At 63.8% G+C, this 19,805-nt stretch carries 2 protein-coding genes; both read right to left on the bottom strand.

Translation table 11 applies throughout. From position 1 onward, the window contains the following. Positions 1–377: 377 nt before the first annotated feature. Positions 378–818 (bottom strand): hypothetical protein, encoded by a 441-nt coding sequence (locus ACP7BV_RS26360; protein WP_426107857.1) that lies wholly within the window; start codon positions 816–818, stop codon positions 378–380. Positions 819–901: 83 nt separating this feature from the next. After that, the gene (locus ACP7BV_RS26355; RefSeq protein ID WP_426107856.1) at positions 902–18,907 is read right to left on the bottom strand and encodes an Ig-like domain repeat protein; all 18,006 of its coding nucleotides are present in this window, start codon (positions 18,905–18,907) and stop codon (positions 902–904) included. Positions 18,908–19,805 lie beyond the last annotated feature (898 nt).

Below are 19,805 nucleotides of genomic sequence, written 5' to 3'. Positions count from 1 at the left end.
AAAGGAGAAAAATCCAGAACTCAAAAAAGCAGCGTAGAAACCGCTTTTAGGCGACAACTAGCTTGCAAATTACCGATGAAATCAATTTGGCGGCAATGATTAATTCGCACGTGCCCGCTCTGCGCAAGGCGCGCACGACGGACTGTTTCGTCACCTCCACGCCTCCCGAGGCTGCGATTTTGGGAATCCGGCGCCATGGTCGGCGCATTGGGTCAGTTATTACGACATCGTCAAGCCTTCCCATATCGCCTTCACGTCGGTCATGATATTGAACCGGCCAAGCTGTATCGGATTGTTCGTCAAGGACGGGGATCGATTGATCAAGTTCGATAAACATATCCGCTGATACTGGCATAACCGGCGACTTCCTGCCGCCCTCAACGAACGGGCGGCGTGGAAGTTGACGATTGAGCGTCGTGATTGAGAGGAAGAGAGTACAAGTCAAGCGTGTGCATAGTTTCTAGCCCGGCGCCGTGTAATTCCTTTACCACCTCATCCAGATGGACTTGTTTGAAGATACCAAACTTAATGTCTTCCTTTGCCACAGCTGCGCGCCACAACGCAGAAAAACCTGCGGCCTGCAAGTGGGGGAATAGTTTCGCAACCTGAGCAACCTGTCGTAACTCAGGTTTCGCACGCCAGCGCCCGGTCAGATGAAAGCACGGTTGCGCGTTGCGTGGGGTGCCGTCGAGAGCGAGCGTCCCTTCGGTCACCAGAATCCAGGATTCATCTCCACACCCTTCGCAGCGGTAGAAGCGTTGGCTGCCGGCCCTGCCAGTCTCAAGGATATGATTTGAACCGCACTTAAAACATTTCATTTGATCCCCCCATAGAACTCATTGTTCAGCGAATGGACATTCCCGAAACGGCAGCGTCCCTGAGAATCCCCGAAATGCTTTCCTTAGCCACCCAACGCCCGGTAATAGGGAACAAGGAAAAGCTGTTTCCAGTCATTGCGCAATGAGAACTCTCCGCGCTTAACCGGATCCCTCGACACATGGTTGTAACCTTTGTTACTCTCGAGACGATACCATAGGGCCCAATCGCTCAACCCCTCCTTCGTCCCGCCGAGATTCCTGAGCGGCGCGCCAAGAGCTTCGGGATCGACTAATCCTTGTGCCCTGTTCGCCTCGAACTCATGGCCCATATGAAACTGAAAATCCGGACTAAACGCAGCACGATCGTATTGACGGAAGTGCGTCACCTCGTGCACGATTACGCCCGCAGCCTGCCTCATCGAAAAGAGGTTTTTGGTATATATATTTATTTCATAGGGTCGGTACGGGTTGTAGGAGCCGCGCGTGAAAGGGTCGTACGCGTATTCCTTCATTCCGGTTTTAGGATTTATCGTCCATGTTTCCATTTGATCGCGAATAACCACCTGCAGTTTTCCTTTGGAGATGAGCTTGGCGGCAATGAAGGACTCCGGCGTTCCCGCTTGCCGCAGTCCACGCAATATGCTTTCCTTCGAAAGCACTGTTTTGCTTTGTGCCGCGTCGCGAGCGGGGTGGATCCGGATGGCGTCGGGTCTGTCAAGCGTCAGCGCTGAGGGTGCATCGGCGACGTTATTGGCCGCATGTGCGGCGCCGCCCCGGCTCGTGGCCTGCACATCATTTAGCGCCTTACCGGCCCTGGCAGCTGCAGAATCCGTTGCGACCAGTCCCCCAGATGACGTCAATCCCGGCGCATTGCCAGATGCGCCTGCCGCATTAGCGGATGCATTTGTACCCCCCGCCGCCGGAATGCCGGCCCGTCTCCCGCCAGCGGCGGCTGCCGCATCGGCTTGCACCGCTTCCTGGACTGCGCGCGTTGCGTTGGCAACGGCCACTTCACCCGTTGCCGCCGCTGTCAAACCGCGTTCGACTGCCACGGTGCGCATGGCCGCCTGTTCTGTTGGATTGACGACTTCGGTCAGCGTCACCAGCCTTGAGCGCACAACTTCTGCGGCAATACCCTCCCCGCGGCCTGCTATGCCGAACAACTTGCCAGGGCCAACAAGCGTGGCGATCTGGAACCCGGCGTCTGCCGTAGCAAAGAGCAACGTTGTCGCGCCAAGACCGATCCTCTTTTCGGAATAGTCGCGCGCCGCGTCCAGCGCCGCCATGGCCTTCGCGGCGTACGGCTGGATGGCTTCCCCTATCGCCCTCGCACCCTGGCTGCGGTTGTCAACGTGAAATCTGTCGGCAACCTGCTGAGAGACCGCTATATAGGCTTCCGTCGAATCTGCCAGGGCAGGAAGCGCAATGACGGCCCCTAAAAGGCGCCAGCTTTCGTTCCTAACGGCATTGACTGCCATTTCCATACCCCCCAGGGCGTATTTCCCCAGCTCCGCCATGATGTTGAAGGGGTTGACTTGGCACGCTTGCTGCCGGTCATACTTTGCCTTTTCGGCCGCCGTCCACTTGAGATGGTTGATTTGGACTAATCTCTCCACTTTGCTCCAGCCGTTCAGCGGGACTTCCGGCGGCAGAACCTTGTCGACGTACCCGATCCCCGCATCCTTGTATTCAACAGGCTTTTGCTGGGTCGGTCCTTCGGCGGCGCCACCCGTCAAAGCCGCTGCCGTTTCGGCGACCGCTGGCTGGGCCTGGGCTTGCGCCTCCTCTTGCTCTTGCGGGAGCGCCTGCTCCGCGTCGCTCGCTTCGTTGGATGTCTGCCCCAAGACAACGTCATGGCGCTCCACATTCAGGGCGCCCGAAAGCGCGCCTTCGAAGGCGCCGAGGGCAACCTTTGCCCAGTCTTGCTTGCCGGGCGTCATCAATTCGGTGGTCAGGCTGCCGGCAAATCCGGACAGGCCGCCGCGAATGAATTGTTCCCTGAACCCGTCCCCGACGGTTGTCTGGAGACCCTTGCCAAAAAAGCCCTGGGCCATGCCCTGCTGCATCTGGGCGCTGACGCCGGCACCTGCCACGGCCGCCCAACTGAATTTTTCCTGCATACCTGTCATGACGCCGATTTTCTGTGTCATGACGTTGGCAACGGCCGAATTGACCCACGCGTCAGGGCTGACGTTGATCCAGCCGACATTGACGCCCTTGTTGATGGCTCCGCCAAGCGCCGCCATGCCCACCGCACTCCAAGAGATGTCGTCCTGCACGCCCAGGGCGACGCCGACGGCCTGCGACGCGACGTTGGCCGCCGCGCTTGTCATCGCGCCTGCCGTAACGGTCACGGCGGCGGTTTCGGTGCCAGCCCCGAGCAAGTATCCGGCTGCCTGCGTCATGTAGGGCGTGACGAGGACCGTCACCACCACGACCACGACTATCAGGAGCATGGCGACGCAGTTCTGATTGTCCGGCGGCGGCGGCGGCAGATTGGGCGCGGTGCTGCCCACCAGTTTGCCCAAGTCGAAGTTGGGCGCGCTGCTGCTTGCGGTAGCAGCCGGTGCGACCAGGATCGCACCAGGCACCAGCGCGCTGCCAGATTGCAGGTTGTTTGCGTCCGCAATCCGGTGCCAGGCATCGGGCGAGCCATAGATGCGCGCCGCAATGCTTTGCAGCGTGTCGCCCGCCGCGACGATCACCGTTTGCCCGGTTGCGGACGTCGCGCCGGCATTGACCCGTAACTCGCCGTTGGCGCTGACCATGCTCTGGGTGGCGCTCGCGTTATAGGCCTTCCAGAACGCATCTTTTTGCGTGTCTTCCAGATCGTCAAAGGAGCCGTAAGTGGTGCTGTAACGCAGTTGCAGCTGTCCGTTGGCCACAATTTCGTGCTGCTCGGCCGTTGGCGAGTTGTGGCTTTGTTCCCGCGCCAGCAGGATGACGCCGTTCTGGTCCAGAATGAAAGCCTTGTTCGACGTTCCCGTCTGCGGCGCGTCTCCGACTGTGCTGTACGTCACGCCAATCAGGAACCCGTTGGCGTCATACACGTCGGTGCTGGTTGCCTCCGAACCGCTTTCCCCGGCCATTTTTCCGCTCAGAATGGTCATGCGGCCGGTCGAGGATGCCAATACCACGCCACTTCCCAGCGTGCGGTAGGTATTTGTGTAACTGTTGCGGATATGTTCTTCCACCATGCTTTCGGTGCGGTAGCTCAGCACGTTGCCGGCGGCATCAAACGCTTCGTTGACCACCATGGACTTGACGGCGCCGTTGTCCTTCAGTCCCTGGTCGATGACGAGACGCCCCTGGCCATCGTAGGACTTCAAGTGGCGCTCGTAGATGTTGCCTTCAAACGACAGGCCGAGACGCTGCAGGAAGGCGTGCTGGTCCTGATAATCCTTCAGTTGCCCACGGTAGAGCGTCAGCGCGGACCCGTAGGCCAGCATGTCTTTGTCGTACTGGGCCTTTTGCGCCGCGTACTGGTTAAGCACCTGCTGCGAGCTGCCGGTCGGCGGCGGCGTCGGAGCCAGCGGCTCGGCCGGCGCGCTAGGCATGGCCATTCCCTTCGGGATGGCCGGTGCATCAGCCGACTTGATCGCGTCGGCCAGCACGCGCCCGGCGGCGTCGTAGCTTGTGGTAAAGGCCACGGCGCCATTGACGCTCGTCGAGATTACGCGGTTCATGGCATCGTACCGGAACTGGATGTTATTCCCGCCCGAAACGGTGCCGGCAAGGTTGCCCGCAACGTCATAGCTGTGCCGCAGCGTCTGCGCGCCCGTGGTGCCGGCCGCGTCCAGTGCGCCAGAAACGAGCTCGCGGTTGACGGCGTCGTAAAAGAAATAGCCGGTCTGGTTCCGATCACTCCCCTTGCCGGCGGACACCGAGGCGAACTTGGTGCGGTTGCCGAAAGCGTCATACTCGTACTTGACCAACTGGCCGCCTTCGGCCAGGTCGCTCGCCGAAACCCTGATCAACCGGTGCAGCGCATCGTAGGTCAGCGTGTTGTTGGCGAACGTCTTGCCATCGCTTGCCGTGGTGCCCTGCACCGTCATCTCCCAGGTGCGGTTGCCGGCCAGGTCGTAGCGGTAAGTCGTTTGGCGCACCAGCGCCTGGTAGCCATTGCCGCCTGTGTTGGTATCGACGATTTCGGTCAGCTGGCCGGCCGCGTCGTAGGTGTAGGTGATCAGCTGGTTTTTCGCCGGCTGGCCGACGCTCGCCACCAGGCCGTCCCTGCCGTAGGCGTAAGTCGTCACCGCACCGTCGAAGCCGGTGTAGGTCTTTACGCGGCCAACGCTGTCGTACGTCCACTTCGCCGTGTTGCCAAAGGCATCGACGGCGGTCAGCTTGCGTCCACCCGCATCCCACGTGGCCGATGTCGGCGCGCTGCCCCGTTTTTCCGACCAGGTCACGTTCCCATGAATATCATGCCGGTAGCGCGTCGTTTCGCCAGCGCCGTTAACATGGGCGCTCAGGAAGCCAAGTTCGTCGTAGCTGAAGCGCTCCATCAGAGCGCGGCTGCCCTCACTGGCGAGCGCGAGCGTGGTGCCGGCCAGTGTGACAACGAACACTTCCACCGGCTGGTAGGTCGCGCTCACCAGATGGCCGGCATGGTCGTACGCATAGTGCACGGTGTGCTGCGCATCCATCTCGTCGGCGCGCAGCTGGTCGAACGCGTCATACGAATGGCGCTCGGTGAGAATGCCGTTAGTGGTGGCCGAGAGCAGCTTGCCGGTCGGCGTGAACTGTTCCGTCGTGACGCGGTAACGCGCGTGCAGGGCGTCGTTGTCGGCCGGACCGGAGACGGCTGCGCTTTCGCGGTCGATGGTCACACGGGTGGCCAGCGCATCCTGGTCGCCGTCCGTGTACTGGAATTGGCGTACGCGCCCGCCGGAGCTGCCGTCGGCCTTGGCGTTGCGCTCGCTGGTGACGCGGTTTTTTTCGTCATAGGTGAAGCTGGTGGTCGGATAACCGATGCCGTCCGGCCCAGGTTCCGTCTTGCTGACCAGGTTGCCCCAGCGGTCGAACACCTGGGTCGTGACCGGCACGCCGGCGCGGCGGCTCGGGCCCGTAATGCTTGTCACGTTACCCTGCACATCGTAGCGGTACGTGGTGGCGCTTAACGCACCGGAGCGGCGCGCCGCTTCCGCATCGACGTATGCCAGCACATCGTTGTCGGCAGTGGGCGCTGTGCTGCCATTGCTGCGGTAAACGCTGCTCTTGCGGCCCAGTAAGTCGTAGACGGTCACTTCGTTCACGCCCGACTCGTTGCTGCGCCACATGCGCCCGGCGTTGTCGAAGTCCCAGAAAGTAACGGTCCCAGCTTGCGTGCGCTGCACCACTTCGCCGTAGGCGTTGTACTGCAGCGTCAGGTCCTGTCCGCTGTCGGTCACCATGCGTCCCAGCGCGTCGTAGGTTCGCGACGCCAGGCCGAACACCTCGCCCGCGGCGTAGGCCGCGCCCGCGCCGATATGCCAGCTAGCCGTCTGCAGCCCGCGCGCGTTGTACCCCAGGTAGTGGCTGACGCCTTCTGCGTCGGTGACGCGCACCATGCGCCCCAACTCGTCGTATTGCATGCTTTGGGTACGGTCGTCGGGCGAGAGCAGCGCCGGCTGCGGCACGCCGGCGCTGACGGACCCGTTGGCGTAGCTGGTCTCACTGACGGGCAAACCCGCCAGGTTGTAGCGGTAAGTTGTCAGGCCGAACCCGCTGCCAACCCGGTGGCTGCCGTCGATGGCGGCCGTGACGCGCCCGAGCGCGTCGTAGAACATGCGGTGCGGCGCGTCCGAACCGGTGGCGCCCGGACCCCAGCCGGCAGTCAGCGTCACATTGCCCATGCCGTCGTACTCGGTCATCCGCACATGCTCGCTACCGGGCCCAGCATTTCCTTCGGCCAGCGTGTCGCGCACGACCCGTCCCTGACCGTCATACGCCTTGGTGGTGACGCGGTCGCGCGCATCAGATGGCGCCACTGCCGCCACAGACCGGCTTCCGGTCCAGCCAACAATGGCCTGGGCCGACTCGCGCACACCGGTCACAAGGCCGGCGCTGTCGTAGCTGTAGCTCGTCAGGTAGCCGGCGGCGTCGACCTGGGCCGCGAGATTGCCGCGCTGGTCGTAGTAGTTATTGGTAGTATCCCAGCCATCCAGCCGGCTGGCAAGTTCGGCCTGCTGGATGGCGTCGCCGAATGCGTCGTACGTCATGCGCGTGGTGCGCGCGGCGGTGACCGGCGAGTAAGACGAGCCTGCGTCGATACTGTACGCGGCAGGGTGCGTCACCTGGAGCACGCGCCCATCCCGGTCGTAGCTGGTCGTGATTGTGCGGACCTTGGCCACGTCAAGCGCCGCAAGCGCCTGCGCTACTTGCTCCGTCGTGACCGGACCATCCGGGGCCACCCGGATCGCACCTCCGTAGCGCACCAGCGAAGTTACCTCGCCAAAACTGTTCCTGACATAGCCGGTGAGGTTGCCATTGGCGTCAATTTCATAGCGCAACAGGCCGCCTACGGCGTACACATTGCGGCTGACGTAGCCGTCGGCATCGACGGTCCTGGTGACCTGGCCGCGCGCGTCGTACGACTTCGACGTGGAGACTTCAGCGCCTGGCTGCGCAGTAACGCTGCCGGGAATGTAGGCAGCGGCCCGGCCAAAGTTGATGCTGAGCTGGTTGCCCGCGTTGTCGTAGGTAAAGCTTTGGACCAACTGTTCGCCGTCGCCCGACTCGGTGCGCTTGAGCTGCTGGCCCAGCGCATCGTAGTCGACATGCACCACGCGCTGGAAACTGTCCCCCGTCTTGCCCGGTGCCGCCGGCGCCGTCTCTTCCACCATATTTCCGGCCGCGTCGTAGCGGTAACTCCACGCATTGCCGTTCTTGTCGGTGTAGCCGATCTTCTGGCCGATGTTGTCGTACAGCGCGCTTTCGGTCTTCCCGTTGCCGTCTTGGTGCCAGATGACCTGGCCGAGCGAGTTGTGGTCAAACTGTTCCACCACGTCGCGCGCATCGGCCACCACGCGGGCCTCGATTGCGGCGACGGTAAAGGCAGCCATCGGCCCGGCGCCGAAAACGGACCGTGCAAACCTGGTCTGCACCGTCATGTTGCCACGCTCGTCGTATGCGTACTTTTGCACAAACCCCAGCGGGTCGACGCTGTAGACCAGCCGGTTGGCGCTGTCGAAGACCTGGCGGCTGACCCGGTCCGCGGCGGCTTGTGGCACCACCAGGGCCCCAATGGCCGCAGCACCGCCGGCGGCTCCAGCGAGCATGACCGTATCGACCTTGCCTGCAAACAGCGTGAGCGCAGTCATGTTGCCTGCCGCATCAAACTGCTGCTGGCGCACCGCGCCTTCCGGGTCGACCGCGTACAACAGCTGGCCGCGCTGGTCGTAGGCCATCACGGTCACTCGGTCATCGGCCGTAGGAGCCAAGCTCAGTGCTGCCGGGTTGGCATTGGCTGCCAGCATCGTGGCGAACTGGACTTGCTTGACCAGATTGCCAGAGGCGTCGTAGGTATAGCCGGTCGTCGCGCCCACGGGGTCGATGCTGTAGGCAACGCGGCCATGCCCGTCGTAGACTTTGCGTGAAACGGCGCCGTCGGACGCCGTCGTCTCGACCGCATTGCCTTGCGCGTCGTAGCTGAGCTTCGATACCCGTCCCTGGGCGTCGATGCTGCTGATGACGCGTCCCGCCGCATCGCGCACCACGCGCTGGACATGGTCCTTGGTGTTGTCGGCAATGTGCGCCGTTGCGGCAGCCAAGGCAGATGCATTGGCCTCGGTGGCGGCGGGCACTGCATGCGCGTAGGCGATGGTGGTGACGGTATTGCCCAGGTAGCGGGTGGCGACAACGCGGCCCGCCTGGTCGATCCGGAAAGTCTCCCGTCCCGCTTCGTCATACACGATGCGATCGGTGCGGTCGTTCAGCGGATCGGCCGCAGGAAAAATGAAGGTGGCGTCGAGCGGCATGCTGGCCGCCGTCGGCAACGCAGCCAGGTTGGCAAGCGTGGTATGGACCACTGCCTTGCCATTTGCGTCGTAGGCGATGGTCGAGACGCGTCCGTCCGCCGCAACCATGACGGTTGCCTGTCCATGAACGTTAAACGCGGTCAGCGTCGTTCGGTCGCCGGCAGATGCAACAACACTGTGCGGGGTCGCGCCGGGTGCGATTGCTTGCGCGTATTCGACCTGCTTGGTGACATTGCCATCGGCGTCGTACGTGTAGCCGGTCACCTTGCCGTCGGCGCCCGACTTCCACAGGATGCGGCCCGCCTGGTCGTATTCAAAGGCGCTGCGCGCGTCCAGGCGCGCGTCGGCCACCTGCCGCACCGCCGCCCCTACGGCCTGAGCCGACATCGCTGTCTGCGGATCGATTCGCCGAGCATAAGCGATTTGCTCGCCGACCTTGCAATCCGACGTATACGTCGTGGTCCGCACGAACCCCTCGCGGTCGACTGTGAATATGGCTCTGTCCAGACTGTCATAGACGGTTCGCAGCGTGCTGTCGCGCGTGGCGTCAGCCAGTACGGCTGGCGCAGTGCCAGGTACGAACGTTGCCCGCGAGATGCGTGCGGCGTATACGGTAGACTTGATTTCCAGACCGCTGCCGTCGTACTGGTGGCCGGTGACGGTACCAGAGGCGTCGATTTCAAAGGCGAGGCGGCGGGCAGCGTCGTAGACATAATCGTCACGCGCGCTCACCATCGCGCCCGCCACGGCACCGGCAAGATTGTCTGCCGTCATTGCGATGGCACCGCCGATGCGATGCAGGTAGGTCGTCATGCTCGTGACTTGCCCGGCGGCTGTGTACGCGTAACTGATGGCGTCCCCGGTGGCGTTGACGCTCCACAGCGTGCGGCCGACCGCGTCGACCACGTAGCGCATCACATCGTCGCGCGCCGGGTCGGCGATGGTGGCAACTAGTTGCGCCATGGAGTCGGCGGTAGGAGCCTGCGGCATGATCACCGGCGTTGCATACCCTGTACGGCGCACCACGTTGCCGGTCGCGTCAAAAATTTGCGCCGTCACCACCGCGTCGGCGTCTACCCGGTAAGCTTCCCGGTTGTCTGCATCAAAGACGCTGAACGAGACGCGGTCGCGCTGGGCATCCGGCTTGACCAGCGCCGACATGGCGGCCAGCGCGAGGGGCGCGCCGCCGGACGTCGGGCGCGGTGCGCGGGCGAAGTAGGCGGTAGTTTGTACCAGGTTGCCGCCAGCGTCGTAGGTGTTCGCCTGCAGCTGGCCCATCGCGTCTATCTGCAGCACCAGCCGGTCCTGCGCATCGTAGGCCATCAGCGTGGCGCGGTCGGCTGCGCTGGGCTGCACGCTGGTGAGAGCGGCACCCGGGGTAATCGGTTTTGCGTAGTCGACTATGCGCGTCACGTTGCCGTGCACGTCGTAACTATAGCCAGTGACATTGCCGAGAGTATCGGCTTTAAGCAGCACGCGCCCTGCATGGTCATAGGTGTAGCGGTCATGCTGGTCGCGCGCGCTGGCCACCAGCGCGTTCGTCACCGCCGCCAGCGTCGGCGCGATGCCGCCGCCCACCGGGTTGGCGTACCGGATCTGCTCACTGACGTTGCCGTCAGCGCCGTACGTGGTGGCGAGCACCTGGCCGAGCGCGTTAATGGAAAACACCGGCCGGCCGAGCGCATCGTACACGGTACGCACCAGCACGTCGCGCGTCACATCGGCAACCGGCGCCGGCATGCTGCCGACGATCCAGGCTGCCATATCAATCCGGTTGGCGTATGCCAGTGTCGCATTCACATTATTGTTGCCGTCGTACTGGTACGCCTTGAGGCCTCCCAGCGCATCGACCTCGAAGGCCACACGGCCATCCTTGTCGTAGACCAGATTGGTGACGGCATCGCCCGCGGCGGTAAGCACCACCAGCGCCGCCACGGCGGCCCGGGTGGGATTCGCGCCCAGCTTGGACGTGGTAATCCGTTTGTCGTAAACAACGCTGCGGATGAGGTGTCCCTGCAGGTCGTAAATGCTTTGCCGTACCGTCCCGGTCGGATCGATGGCGTACACTTGCCGGTCCAGGCTGTCATAGACGAACAGCGCGCGGTTGCCCTTGGCGTCCACGCTGGCGATAACGTTGCCGTTCTTGTCATATTCAAAGCTGTTGACCAGGTTCAGGCCCAGCGGATCGGTTATTGCCTTGGTGCGTCGGCCCAGTTCGTCGAACACAACGTCGGTGCGTGTCCCGCCCGGCTGCACGACGGACACGATCTGGCCCTTGGCGTCATGGGTGTAGGTGGTGGTCCTGGCGGCGCCGGCGGCATCGACCGTCTGGCTGATGGTCTGACCGGCCAGGTCGAACGCGGTGTCCGTGACCAGTCCGGCAGCATCGGTCACCCGCACCGCCTGGCCCTTGGCGTCATATTCATAGCGCGTCTGCAGCTTGGCGCCGTCCGGGTCGACCGTGCGGGTGAGCACCCGGCTGGCCGCATCATAGGTGTACGCGATTCGATGGCCACCGCCATCGACCGACAGGACCAGGCGGTTGACGCTGTCGTAAGTGCTTTCGGTTGACGTGAGGGCATCCAGGGTGCCAAGCACGTTGCCGTTCTGGTCGTAGCGGTAGGTGGTCGCGTTGCCGTTGCCGTCGCTGATGCTGCGTATCTGCCCGTTGCGCGTCATCATCGTTGTGACAGCCACCCCCTCGGGGGTGGTCACGGTGTTGCTGCGCACCGTGCTGTCATAGCTGTAGCGGGTAACGTTCTTGAGGGCGTCCATGGCGGTGAGCACGCGCCCGAACGCATCGTAAGTACCCAACTGCACAGCGCCTGCCGGATCGGTCGTCTGGATCAACTGCCCGAGCCGGTCGAAGGCATTCAAGAATACGTTGCCGTTGGCATCGACGCTGCGCACGGCGCGCCCGAACGCATCGTACTGCGTGCTCGTGGTCAGATAAACTTTGTCGGAGCGCTGTACGGACGCCGTCTCCAGGCCCCGGTGGTCGAGCACGTGCTGCGTCGTCAGCGCGCCCGCGTCAGCTGTGCCTGGCGCGGTTTCCGCCACCACTTCGCCAAAGGCGTTGTAGAGCGTAGCGTGAACGGCGCGCATAGCGTCCGTGGTCGCGGTCACGTGGCCGGCCAGGTCGTAGTCGATCCGCGTGACGCTGTTCTGTTCGCCGCCGGCGCTTTTCGCCTGCTGCAGCGCGAGCGCCGCGGCCTGGTTCGCGCTGACTGACAGCGTGCCGCCCGTCATGGCCGCCACGGCGCCTGGCGCCACGCGGGCGGCGTAGCGCGTCACACCCGTCAGGCGGCCCAGTGTGTCGTGCGTGTTTTCCGTCACCTCGCAAAGGGCGTTGACGGTGTGGTGCAGTTGCCCGGCGACATCGTAGAAATAGACAATGCGCTGGCCTTGCGGCGCCGTCGCGCTGATCAACTTGCCGACGACATCGTAGACATAGCTGGTGCCGTGGGCGTTCCAGATGGCGTCGATCTGCGCCACGCTCTGCTGGCCGACGATCAGCGCGGCGCCGACGCCATCCAGTTCAGCCTTGAGGTAGCCTTGCGCATCGTAGCGCTTCAGCGTTGTCCGCTGGTCCTCGGTGCCCCGCGCGCGCGTGGTGCCGGTCAGCCGGTTGTCGCTGTCGTAGGTATATTCGGTGACGGTGCCGTCCGCCGCGCGCTCGCCCGACAGGCGTCCTCGCAGGTCCCAGCTGCTGGTGGTGTGCTGGTCCTCGAGGCTGACCGCTGGCCGCAGCGACGCCAGCGTCGAGCTGGCGAGGACCGGCCCGCGCGCCACGTTGGCGTAGCGAATCGTCTCGACCTGCCGTCCGGCCTTGTCGTAGACGCATTCCGAAAGGTAGCCTTCGGCGTTCACGTCGGCGACCTGGCGCCCGGCATTGTCATAGTAAAAATAGGTGATGCGATCGCCCGGACTTGCCGCCGGCATATTCGCGGCAATTTTTTCCGCCGTGAAGCCGCCGGTTCCCTGCGCGCCCGGCAGCAGGAATGGCGTGGCGTAGGCCTTGGCATAGGCGATCGTCTTGATCACGCGGTTGGCCGCGTCGTACACGTACTCCGTGACAAAATTCTCGGCATCGATCGTCACGCGCACGTTGCCGTCGCCATCGTCGTAGGACGAGACAAACCGGTCGGCAGCGGAGCTACCGACGACGAGCTGGCGCGTGCCTGGCGTGACGCTCTGCCTGACGCTGGCCGAGACGGTACCCGCATGCACTTCGTCGCCCGAATAGGATGCGACGATGTCCACCGTCCCGGGGCTAAATGCGTTGCGCGCCAGCTGCATCGTAGCCACGCCACGCACCACCGCCGCCGTGCCAAGCACCGTCTTGCCGCTAAGGAATGTTACCAACCCGCCCGGCATATTGCCTTCCACCAGCGCCGTATAGGTCGCGGCAGCGCCCTGACGCACGGGGCCGGTAGGTGTCTGCAACCTGACCGTGGCAGGAAAACCCATGACCGTCGCGGCCACCATGGCGGACTGGCTGCCAGCATTGACCGCATCGCCCGAGTAGATCGCGCGAAGCTGGCGCGTACCGGCGCGCAGCGCGCTGGTCGATAGCATGGCCGCGCCGTCTTGCAGCGCGACCCTGCCAAGCAGCGTGGCGCCGTCATAAAACTCCACCGAGCCTGCCGTGGCGCCGGCCACGCGGGCGGTCAGCGTGACCGGCGCGCTCAGCGCGACGGCACTGTCGGACACGGTCAGTACGGTGGCCGACGCGGCCCCCGACTGCGCGGTGGGTGCGCTATAGCTGGCAGTAATATCGGACGAGCCACCCGTGTAGATTGCCTTGACGCCGGCCAATCCACCCACCGGTGTTGCCAGCACCAGGCGTGCGGTGCCGGCGTCCACGGCGCTCACACCCAACACGTTGCCGAACGCATCCTTGAAGATGACGGTTCCGCCGGGATTGGCCGCCTTGACGCCGGCGACCAGCTCCACCATCGCCGCGCGCCCTTGCGGATCAGGACGGCTAGACAGGACAATCTTGTCATCTTGCTCGGTCGGGAGATTGGGACCCGAAATATTGTCGAGCATCGTTGCCTGTTCCTTGGCCGCTGTATTCAGGTCGCCGGAATAGACTGCGGTGAAACGGGGCCAGTCTTGGCGCAGCGCGCCGGCGGGCACCAAAAACACAGCCTTGCCGTCGGCCACCTGGACGGTTCCCAGGCGAACGTTGCCGTCCCGATACAGTACGACGCTGCCGGTCGGCGCCGCCGCACCGGTGGGCAGCGCAAGGGTTACGGTCACTTTGCTGAACTGCGCAAATGGACTTGACCACGTCACGGCGGCGCCTTGCGCATCGACCGCCGTATGCGCGATCTGCATGCCCGGCACAACTTTCGCGGCGCTGTAGGAGAGCGCCTCGGAATAGGACACCAATTGTCCGGGCCTGGTCGGCGTGTAGACCGCGCGATACTGGTGCTCGCCGGCGCTCACGCTACTGACCTGCAAGCGGGCGTCCGTCGTGTAGTCGCCCGCGGCGACCGTTCCAAGCACGATGTTGCCGTCGTAAAATGTATAGGATCCTGCCGACGTCGAACTGCCGCCGCCGAAGTCGAAGCTGACGGCCGCCGACAGCGTCAGCGGGCCCCCGATCACTGCGGGCGGGTAGGACGCGCTGACCATCAGCGTGGCGGGACTTGGCAAGCCCAACGCCAGCTGCACTGGAGCAGAACTGCCAGTCGCGCGCAGCATGTACTTGTCGTTCCTGAACACTGCTCGCACTTGCGCGTTATTCACGGCGCCTTGCGCAATGTCGAGCACCGCCCTGCCGTTGGTGACGGTTGCGATTCCCAGTTCCGTCGTGCCGGAATAGAACACGACCGAGGCGCTCCCTTCCAGGAGCGCCGTCATCTCCGCGCTCAAGTAGCTGACCGATGCGGCCAGGCGCAGCACGCCGGTGCGGTCGGCGCCGATGCGCGAGGCGGTAAGAACCGGGTTGATCACCGCCGGCTTCATGGCCACGGTGCACGACACGCCCGTTGCGTTCGAGGACGCGCCGTTGAACTGGTCGCCAGAATAGACCGCGATAATTTTTTGGGACGCGGCGGTGAACCCCGTGAACTTCAGCGTCGCCACGCCATCCATCACGCGCGCGCTGCCCAAAATGACCTTGCCGGTTGCATCAAAAAATGTCACTGCGCCGGTGGCCGGATTTGCACTGTTCACCACCCCCACCTGGACGCGCAGCGTGGCGGCCTCAGCGAAGGTGACGGCGGCCGGGGTCGCCGTGAATGTCAGCGTCGACGGGCTCGTCGTCGGGGCCGGCTTGGCTACGCCGGCTAGGATATTGATGCCGGAGGCGAACGTTGCACTGCTCGCGCCATTGGCTGCATCGCCCGAATAGGCGGCCGTCGGAAAGGAATAGCTGGAGGTGAAGCCAACGTTGAAATAGGGTGTCTCCAGCGTAGCCACGCCGTTGACCACCTGCGCTGTGCCCAGTACCTCGCGGGTGCTGAAGAACGTCACGATGCCGGTCAACGGTTCGCCCGAACGGCTCTTCACGTTGGCCGTCAGGATCACCTTGTCGCCAGCGGTGAGCACCGTCTTTGACGTCGCCAGCGTCATGCTGGTACTTGAAGGCCCGTCGACGATCACCTGTGACGCTGACACGGACCGGGCGGCAACATTGTTGGCGTCGCCCCCGTAGCGCACGCTCAGGTCGTTCATGCCAACCGGCAGGTTCGATACCGTCAGGGCCGCCTGGCCGTTGATCAGGTCGGCGCGCCCGATGATGTCGACGCCGTTATAGAACGTTACGGTGCCGCTGGCGAACCCATCGCCAGCGCGGGCAACATTGGCGACGATGACAAATGGCGAGCCGGCCGGGCGCGGGCCGGCAGGGACGTCCACCGCCACGGTCGTGGGCGCCTGGGCCACTTCCAGGCCCAGTTCGCCAATGCCGATGCCGGTGCCTGCGACGCCGTCACCCAGATACATGGCGCCGATCGCATGCTTGCCCGCTGCCAGGCCGCGCACGGTGACGCTGGCCATGCCGCCGGCGACGGCCGCATGTCCGAGCTCCTTGCCGTCGTTACTGAAAAACACCACCATGCCGCCGTTGGCAACGCCAGGCACATCTGCGCGCAGCGCGACGGCTTCGCCGTGCACGGGCGCGAGCGACTCGCTGCTCAAACCGATGCGGGTTGTTGCGTTTGGGCCGGCAGGGGCCGGCGTGACGATGACGGCCACCGGCGCCGCTGCCCCTGCGTCGTCGGGGCCCGACGTGCTCGCCGCATTGTTGGCGTCGCCCAGGTAGGCCGCCGTGAGACGGTGCGCGCCAGCTGGGAGCGACGTCGTCGTGAAACTGGCCGCGCCGTTCTTCAGTGCCGCGTAGCCGATGACTGCCGCATTGCTGTAAAAGGCGACCATGCCAGTCGGCTCCGCTCCGCTCACGGCAGCCGTAAGCGTCAGCGCTACGCCCGCAGCGACCTGCGTCTGGCCAGCGGCCAATGTCACGCTCGAGATCTGGGCCGGGGCAACCAGTGTATCGATCGCCGCGGCGCTGCTGGCCGCGAAATTGCCGTCACCCGAGTACACCGCCGTAATTGCACAGTGCCCTGCGGGAAGATTGGCGACGGTCAGCAAGGCCACGTTCGCGGCCAGCCTGGCACTGCCTAGCAGTAGCGTGCCGGCGAAGAACGAGACGGTGCCCGTGGCATCGTAGAAGCTCGATTCATTGCCCAACACCGCGACGAAGGTGTGCGCGCCGTTCGGCCCTGCCGCTGCGGCCGCCTCGCGCACCTGCAGCGAGGTTGCACCGCCGGCCACTTTGAGCATGATATCGGCGCTGTTGGTCAGCTGCGTGACGTCGACCGGCGTCGCAAGCCGGTTGGTCCCGACCACGCGCGACAGACCGTCGTACACGGTCTGAGTGGCGTAGCCGAGCGCGTCGATCTGCCACACCAGCCGGTCCTTGGCGTCATACAGGTTCCAGGTCCTCGCGTCGCCGGCTGTTGCGGCGGGCCGAAGCGACGATAGCGATGACGCCAGCGCGGCATTGAGGTGCGCCGCGTTGCCGGCCTGTGTCAGGTCTAGCGAGTGGGCCATGAACGCCGGCGGCGCGGCTGGCGTGGCATAAGCAATGCTGCCCGTGCGATTGCCCCTGACGTCGTAGGTGTATTCGGTCACACGGCCGGCGCCGTCCATTACCCCGGTTTGGCAGCCGGCGGCATCGTAGAGCAGCAAGGTTTTGCCGCCATCGGCTGCCTGTGTCAAGCGCAGCAAGCCGCCGGCGTCGTACCACATCCGCGTTTCGCCCAGCAAATTGTTGCCGTCGCTTTTGAGCACCGAGGTTAGTTGGCCGGCGCCGCTGTAGACTGAAGTCGACACCAGGCCTCCAGCCTGCCTGGTGACGACCCGATGCCCGGCGTCGTCGTACAGCACCGTCGTCGCCCCGCCGGTGTTGTCGGTAACGCTGAGCACCCGGCCCAGACCGTCATAGCTGGTGGTGGTCACGAGACCAGCGGCATTGAACGATTGCAGCAGGTGGCCGGACTGGTCGTAGACCAAACGCGATACGTTCTGGCGACCGTCATCGATGCCGACGCCGTCTGCCGCCACCTTGGCCCAAGCGGTCACCGTGCTTGCCTGACCCCGGAAATCATAGCCGTAGTCGGTGCGCTGCGTGGTGGATTTGTCGGCGATCGCGCCCACCCAGGCCGCCAATTCCGGCTCCGAAACACCTGCGGCGGCGTAGGTTTGGGCGGTGTAGGCGATCACCGCAATCTTGTTGCCGACCGGATCGTAGCGGTGCTCGGTGACGCGGCCGTCGTCGCTCAGGGCAAAGCGCAAACGGTTGGCGCCGTCATAGACAAACTTGGTGAGACGTTCGCCGTCATAAATGTTTGAGTAGGACGAGCCGGGGAGCGCGGCGCTGCTTTTCTCGGTGAGCAGCTGGTTGGCGCTGCCGAAAGTGCGGGTGATTGTGTGGCCCATCGCGTCCAGCACGGACGTCTGGTTGCCGCGGCTGTCATAGCCGTACCGTGTCGTATTGCCCGCAGCATCGATCACGGTGAGCAGGTCGCCGGCGCTATTGTAGGTGTAAGCCACACTCTGGGCGGCGCCGCCCGTCTGCGGCCCGGCGATTTTGAGCAGGCGCCCGAGCGCGTCGCTTTCAACCAAAGTTACATTGCCGAGCGCATCGGTGATGCGCGTGACTGCGCCGGTCGCGCTGCCCTGCGCACCGAAATCGTAGGACGTGGTGCGGGCGACGCCATCGACGGTATGGGTGACGGACGCAACGACCCATGACGCGCCACGTTGCTGGTAGGTGAAGGACGCCTGCGCGCCATCGCTCTCGAGAATGCTGGCGATTCGCTTGCTGTCGCCCTCGTACGAATAGGCGGTAAAGTACAGCTTGCCGTCGGCCACGTTGCTGTCCTCGGGCGTCAGGTCCCCCACCACGCTGGAGAGCCGGTTTTGCAGGTCGTAGCTGTAGCGCACGCGCGTGAACGTGGTGCCGTCCTGGCGCACGGTGCGCAGCTCGGTCAGGTTGCGCCCATCGTAGATCAGCAACTGTTTTTCGCCGCTGGCGTCGCACACTTCGGTCAGCTGCGCTCCCGTGTAGACAAAGTCGACTGCGTTACCGTTGGCGTCGAGCTGCCTGATCAGCTTGCCAATGCGGTCGTTCCAGTCGTACGTTTCGACGGTGCGGCTCTCGCCGTCGGTCCAGCGCCATTTTCTGGCAGCGGCATCGTAGGACATGCTGTCGTGGGCCCCGATCCCATCGGTGCCGATGTAGGCCACGCCGTCATGGCGGTACACGGAGCGGGCGCCGTCAGCGTCAGTGCGAGTAATGGTACTGCCCACGGTATTTAGCGTGCCGGTCAGGCTGTCGACACTGCGGAAAAAGCCCAGGCGCCAATTATCGTCGTTGCCGTCGCTATCAAGCGTGCCCTGGCTGTTGTAGGTGCGCAGCGCGAACAGGTCAAGGCCGGTACTGGCGAGATGATCGTCGTTTTGCTGCAAGATCAGGTTGCCGTTGGCGCTGTTGACCAGCACTTGCTGCCCCCCGCGTCCCAGCGCGGCGGAACCGGCAAGGGCGTTTTGGCCAGTTGCCAATGACGTCAAACTCAAACCCAGGCTGCTGCCGCTGACGATCGCCACCATATGCATTCCTCGCTTTTTTGTATGAGTGCACCGGCAGTGACTGCCGGCCGTGATGCCTGTGACCGATTCCTGGTGGAAACTCGGTGGATAAACAAGGTATCGAGCAAAGGAGCGAGTTGATTAACTGAATGCAAGCGTTATTGATCTAAAGCTACAGACGCGTGATCGACGGGGGAATTGGATGGGTGTATGCGGGAGCGCAAGCCTGCGCGCTCGCCACGAAGTCTCAGTGGCTCTGAAAGCCGCCCCGGGTATGTCGGTGCAGTGTGCACTTGACTTGACTAAAGGCGAGGCGCGGCGGCAAGCGTTGCCGGCGCGCGCTGTTTCACTGACTTTGGCACCCCGTGTGGTGGTTGCGCGCAGCGCCTGCGCGCAACCATGCGCACGCGCACATATTTGGCTTGGCAGGCACGCAGGGGGGGCAGACATAAGGCGCCGATATGCGAACACGTAGGGCCCGACCCGGGCGGCCGGACCACCAAGCAAAACGCCAGCGCAGCGAATGGACCGCTTTGCGGAGTGAGGCCCTATGTTAAAACGGCCGCGCAGTGGACAATCTATCCCGGAAGAGCTGTCTCTTTGCGCAGCAGGTAGCTGGCTCATGGCGAAGCATGGCGGCAAGCTACACCGGAGCGAGTCTCGCTCGCCAAGCTCGCTCCAATGAGCGGCTTTTGATGCCCGCGTGCGGCGCCAGTACGACGCAGCGGCTGATCAAGTCCTTACAATTCTATAGCTGAGCCCGTGTCTGTTTGACGGCTTTGACCCGGTGCCGAGGAGAGGCGGATGACGATGCGAAGGTGGTCGGATTATTTGGCCCAACTTCCCCCTGTGTCAGACTACTTGTCGGGTGTGTTTTTTGAACAAATTATGTCCTGATCTTGGTTGTTGTGGTGGAATT

It is taken from the genome of Massilia sp. TSP1-1-2 (assembly GCF_049896185.1).
GTDB lineage: Bacteria > Pseudomonadota > Gammaproteobacteria > Burkholderiales > Burkholderiaceae_D > Telluria_A.
The sequence above is the reverse complement of the archived record's forward strand: the minus strand, read 5'-3'. Positions and strand labels throughout refer to the sequence as shown.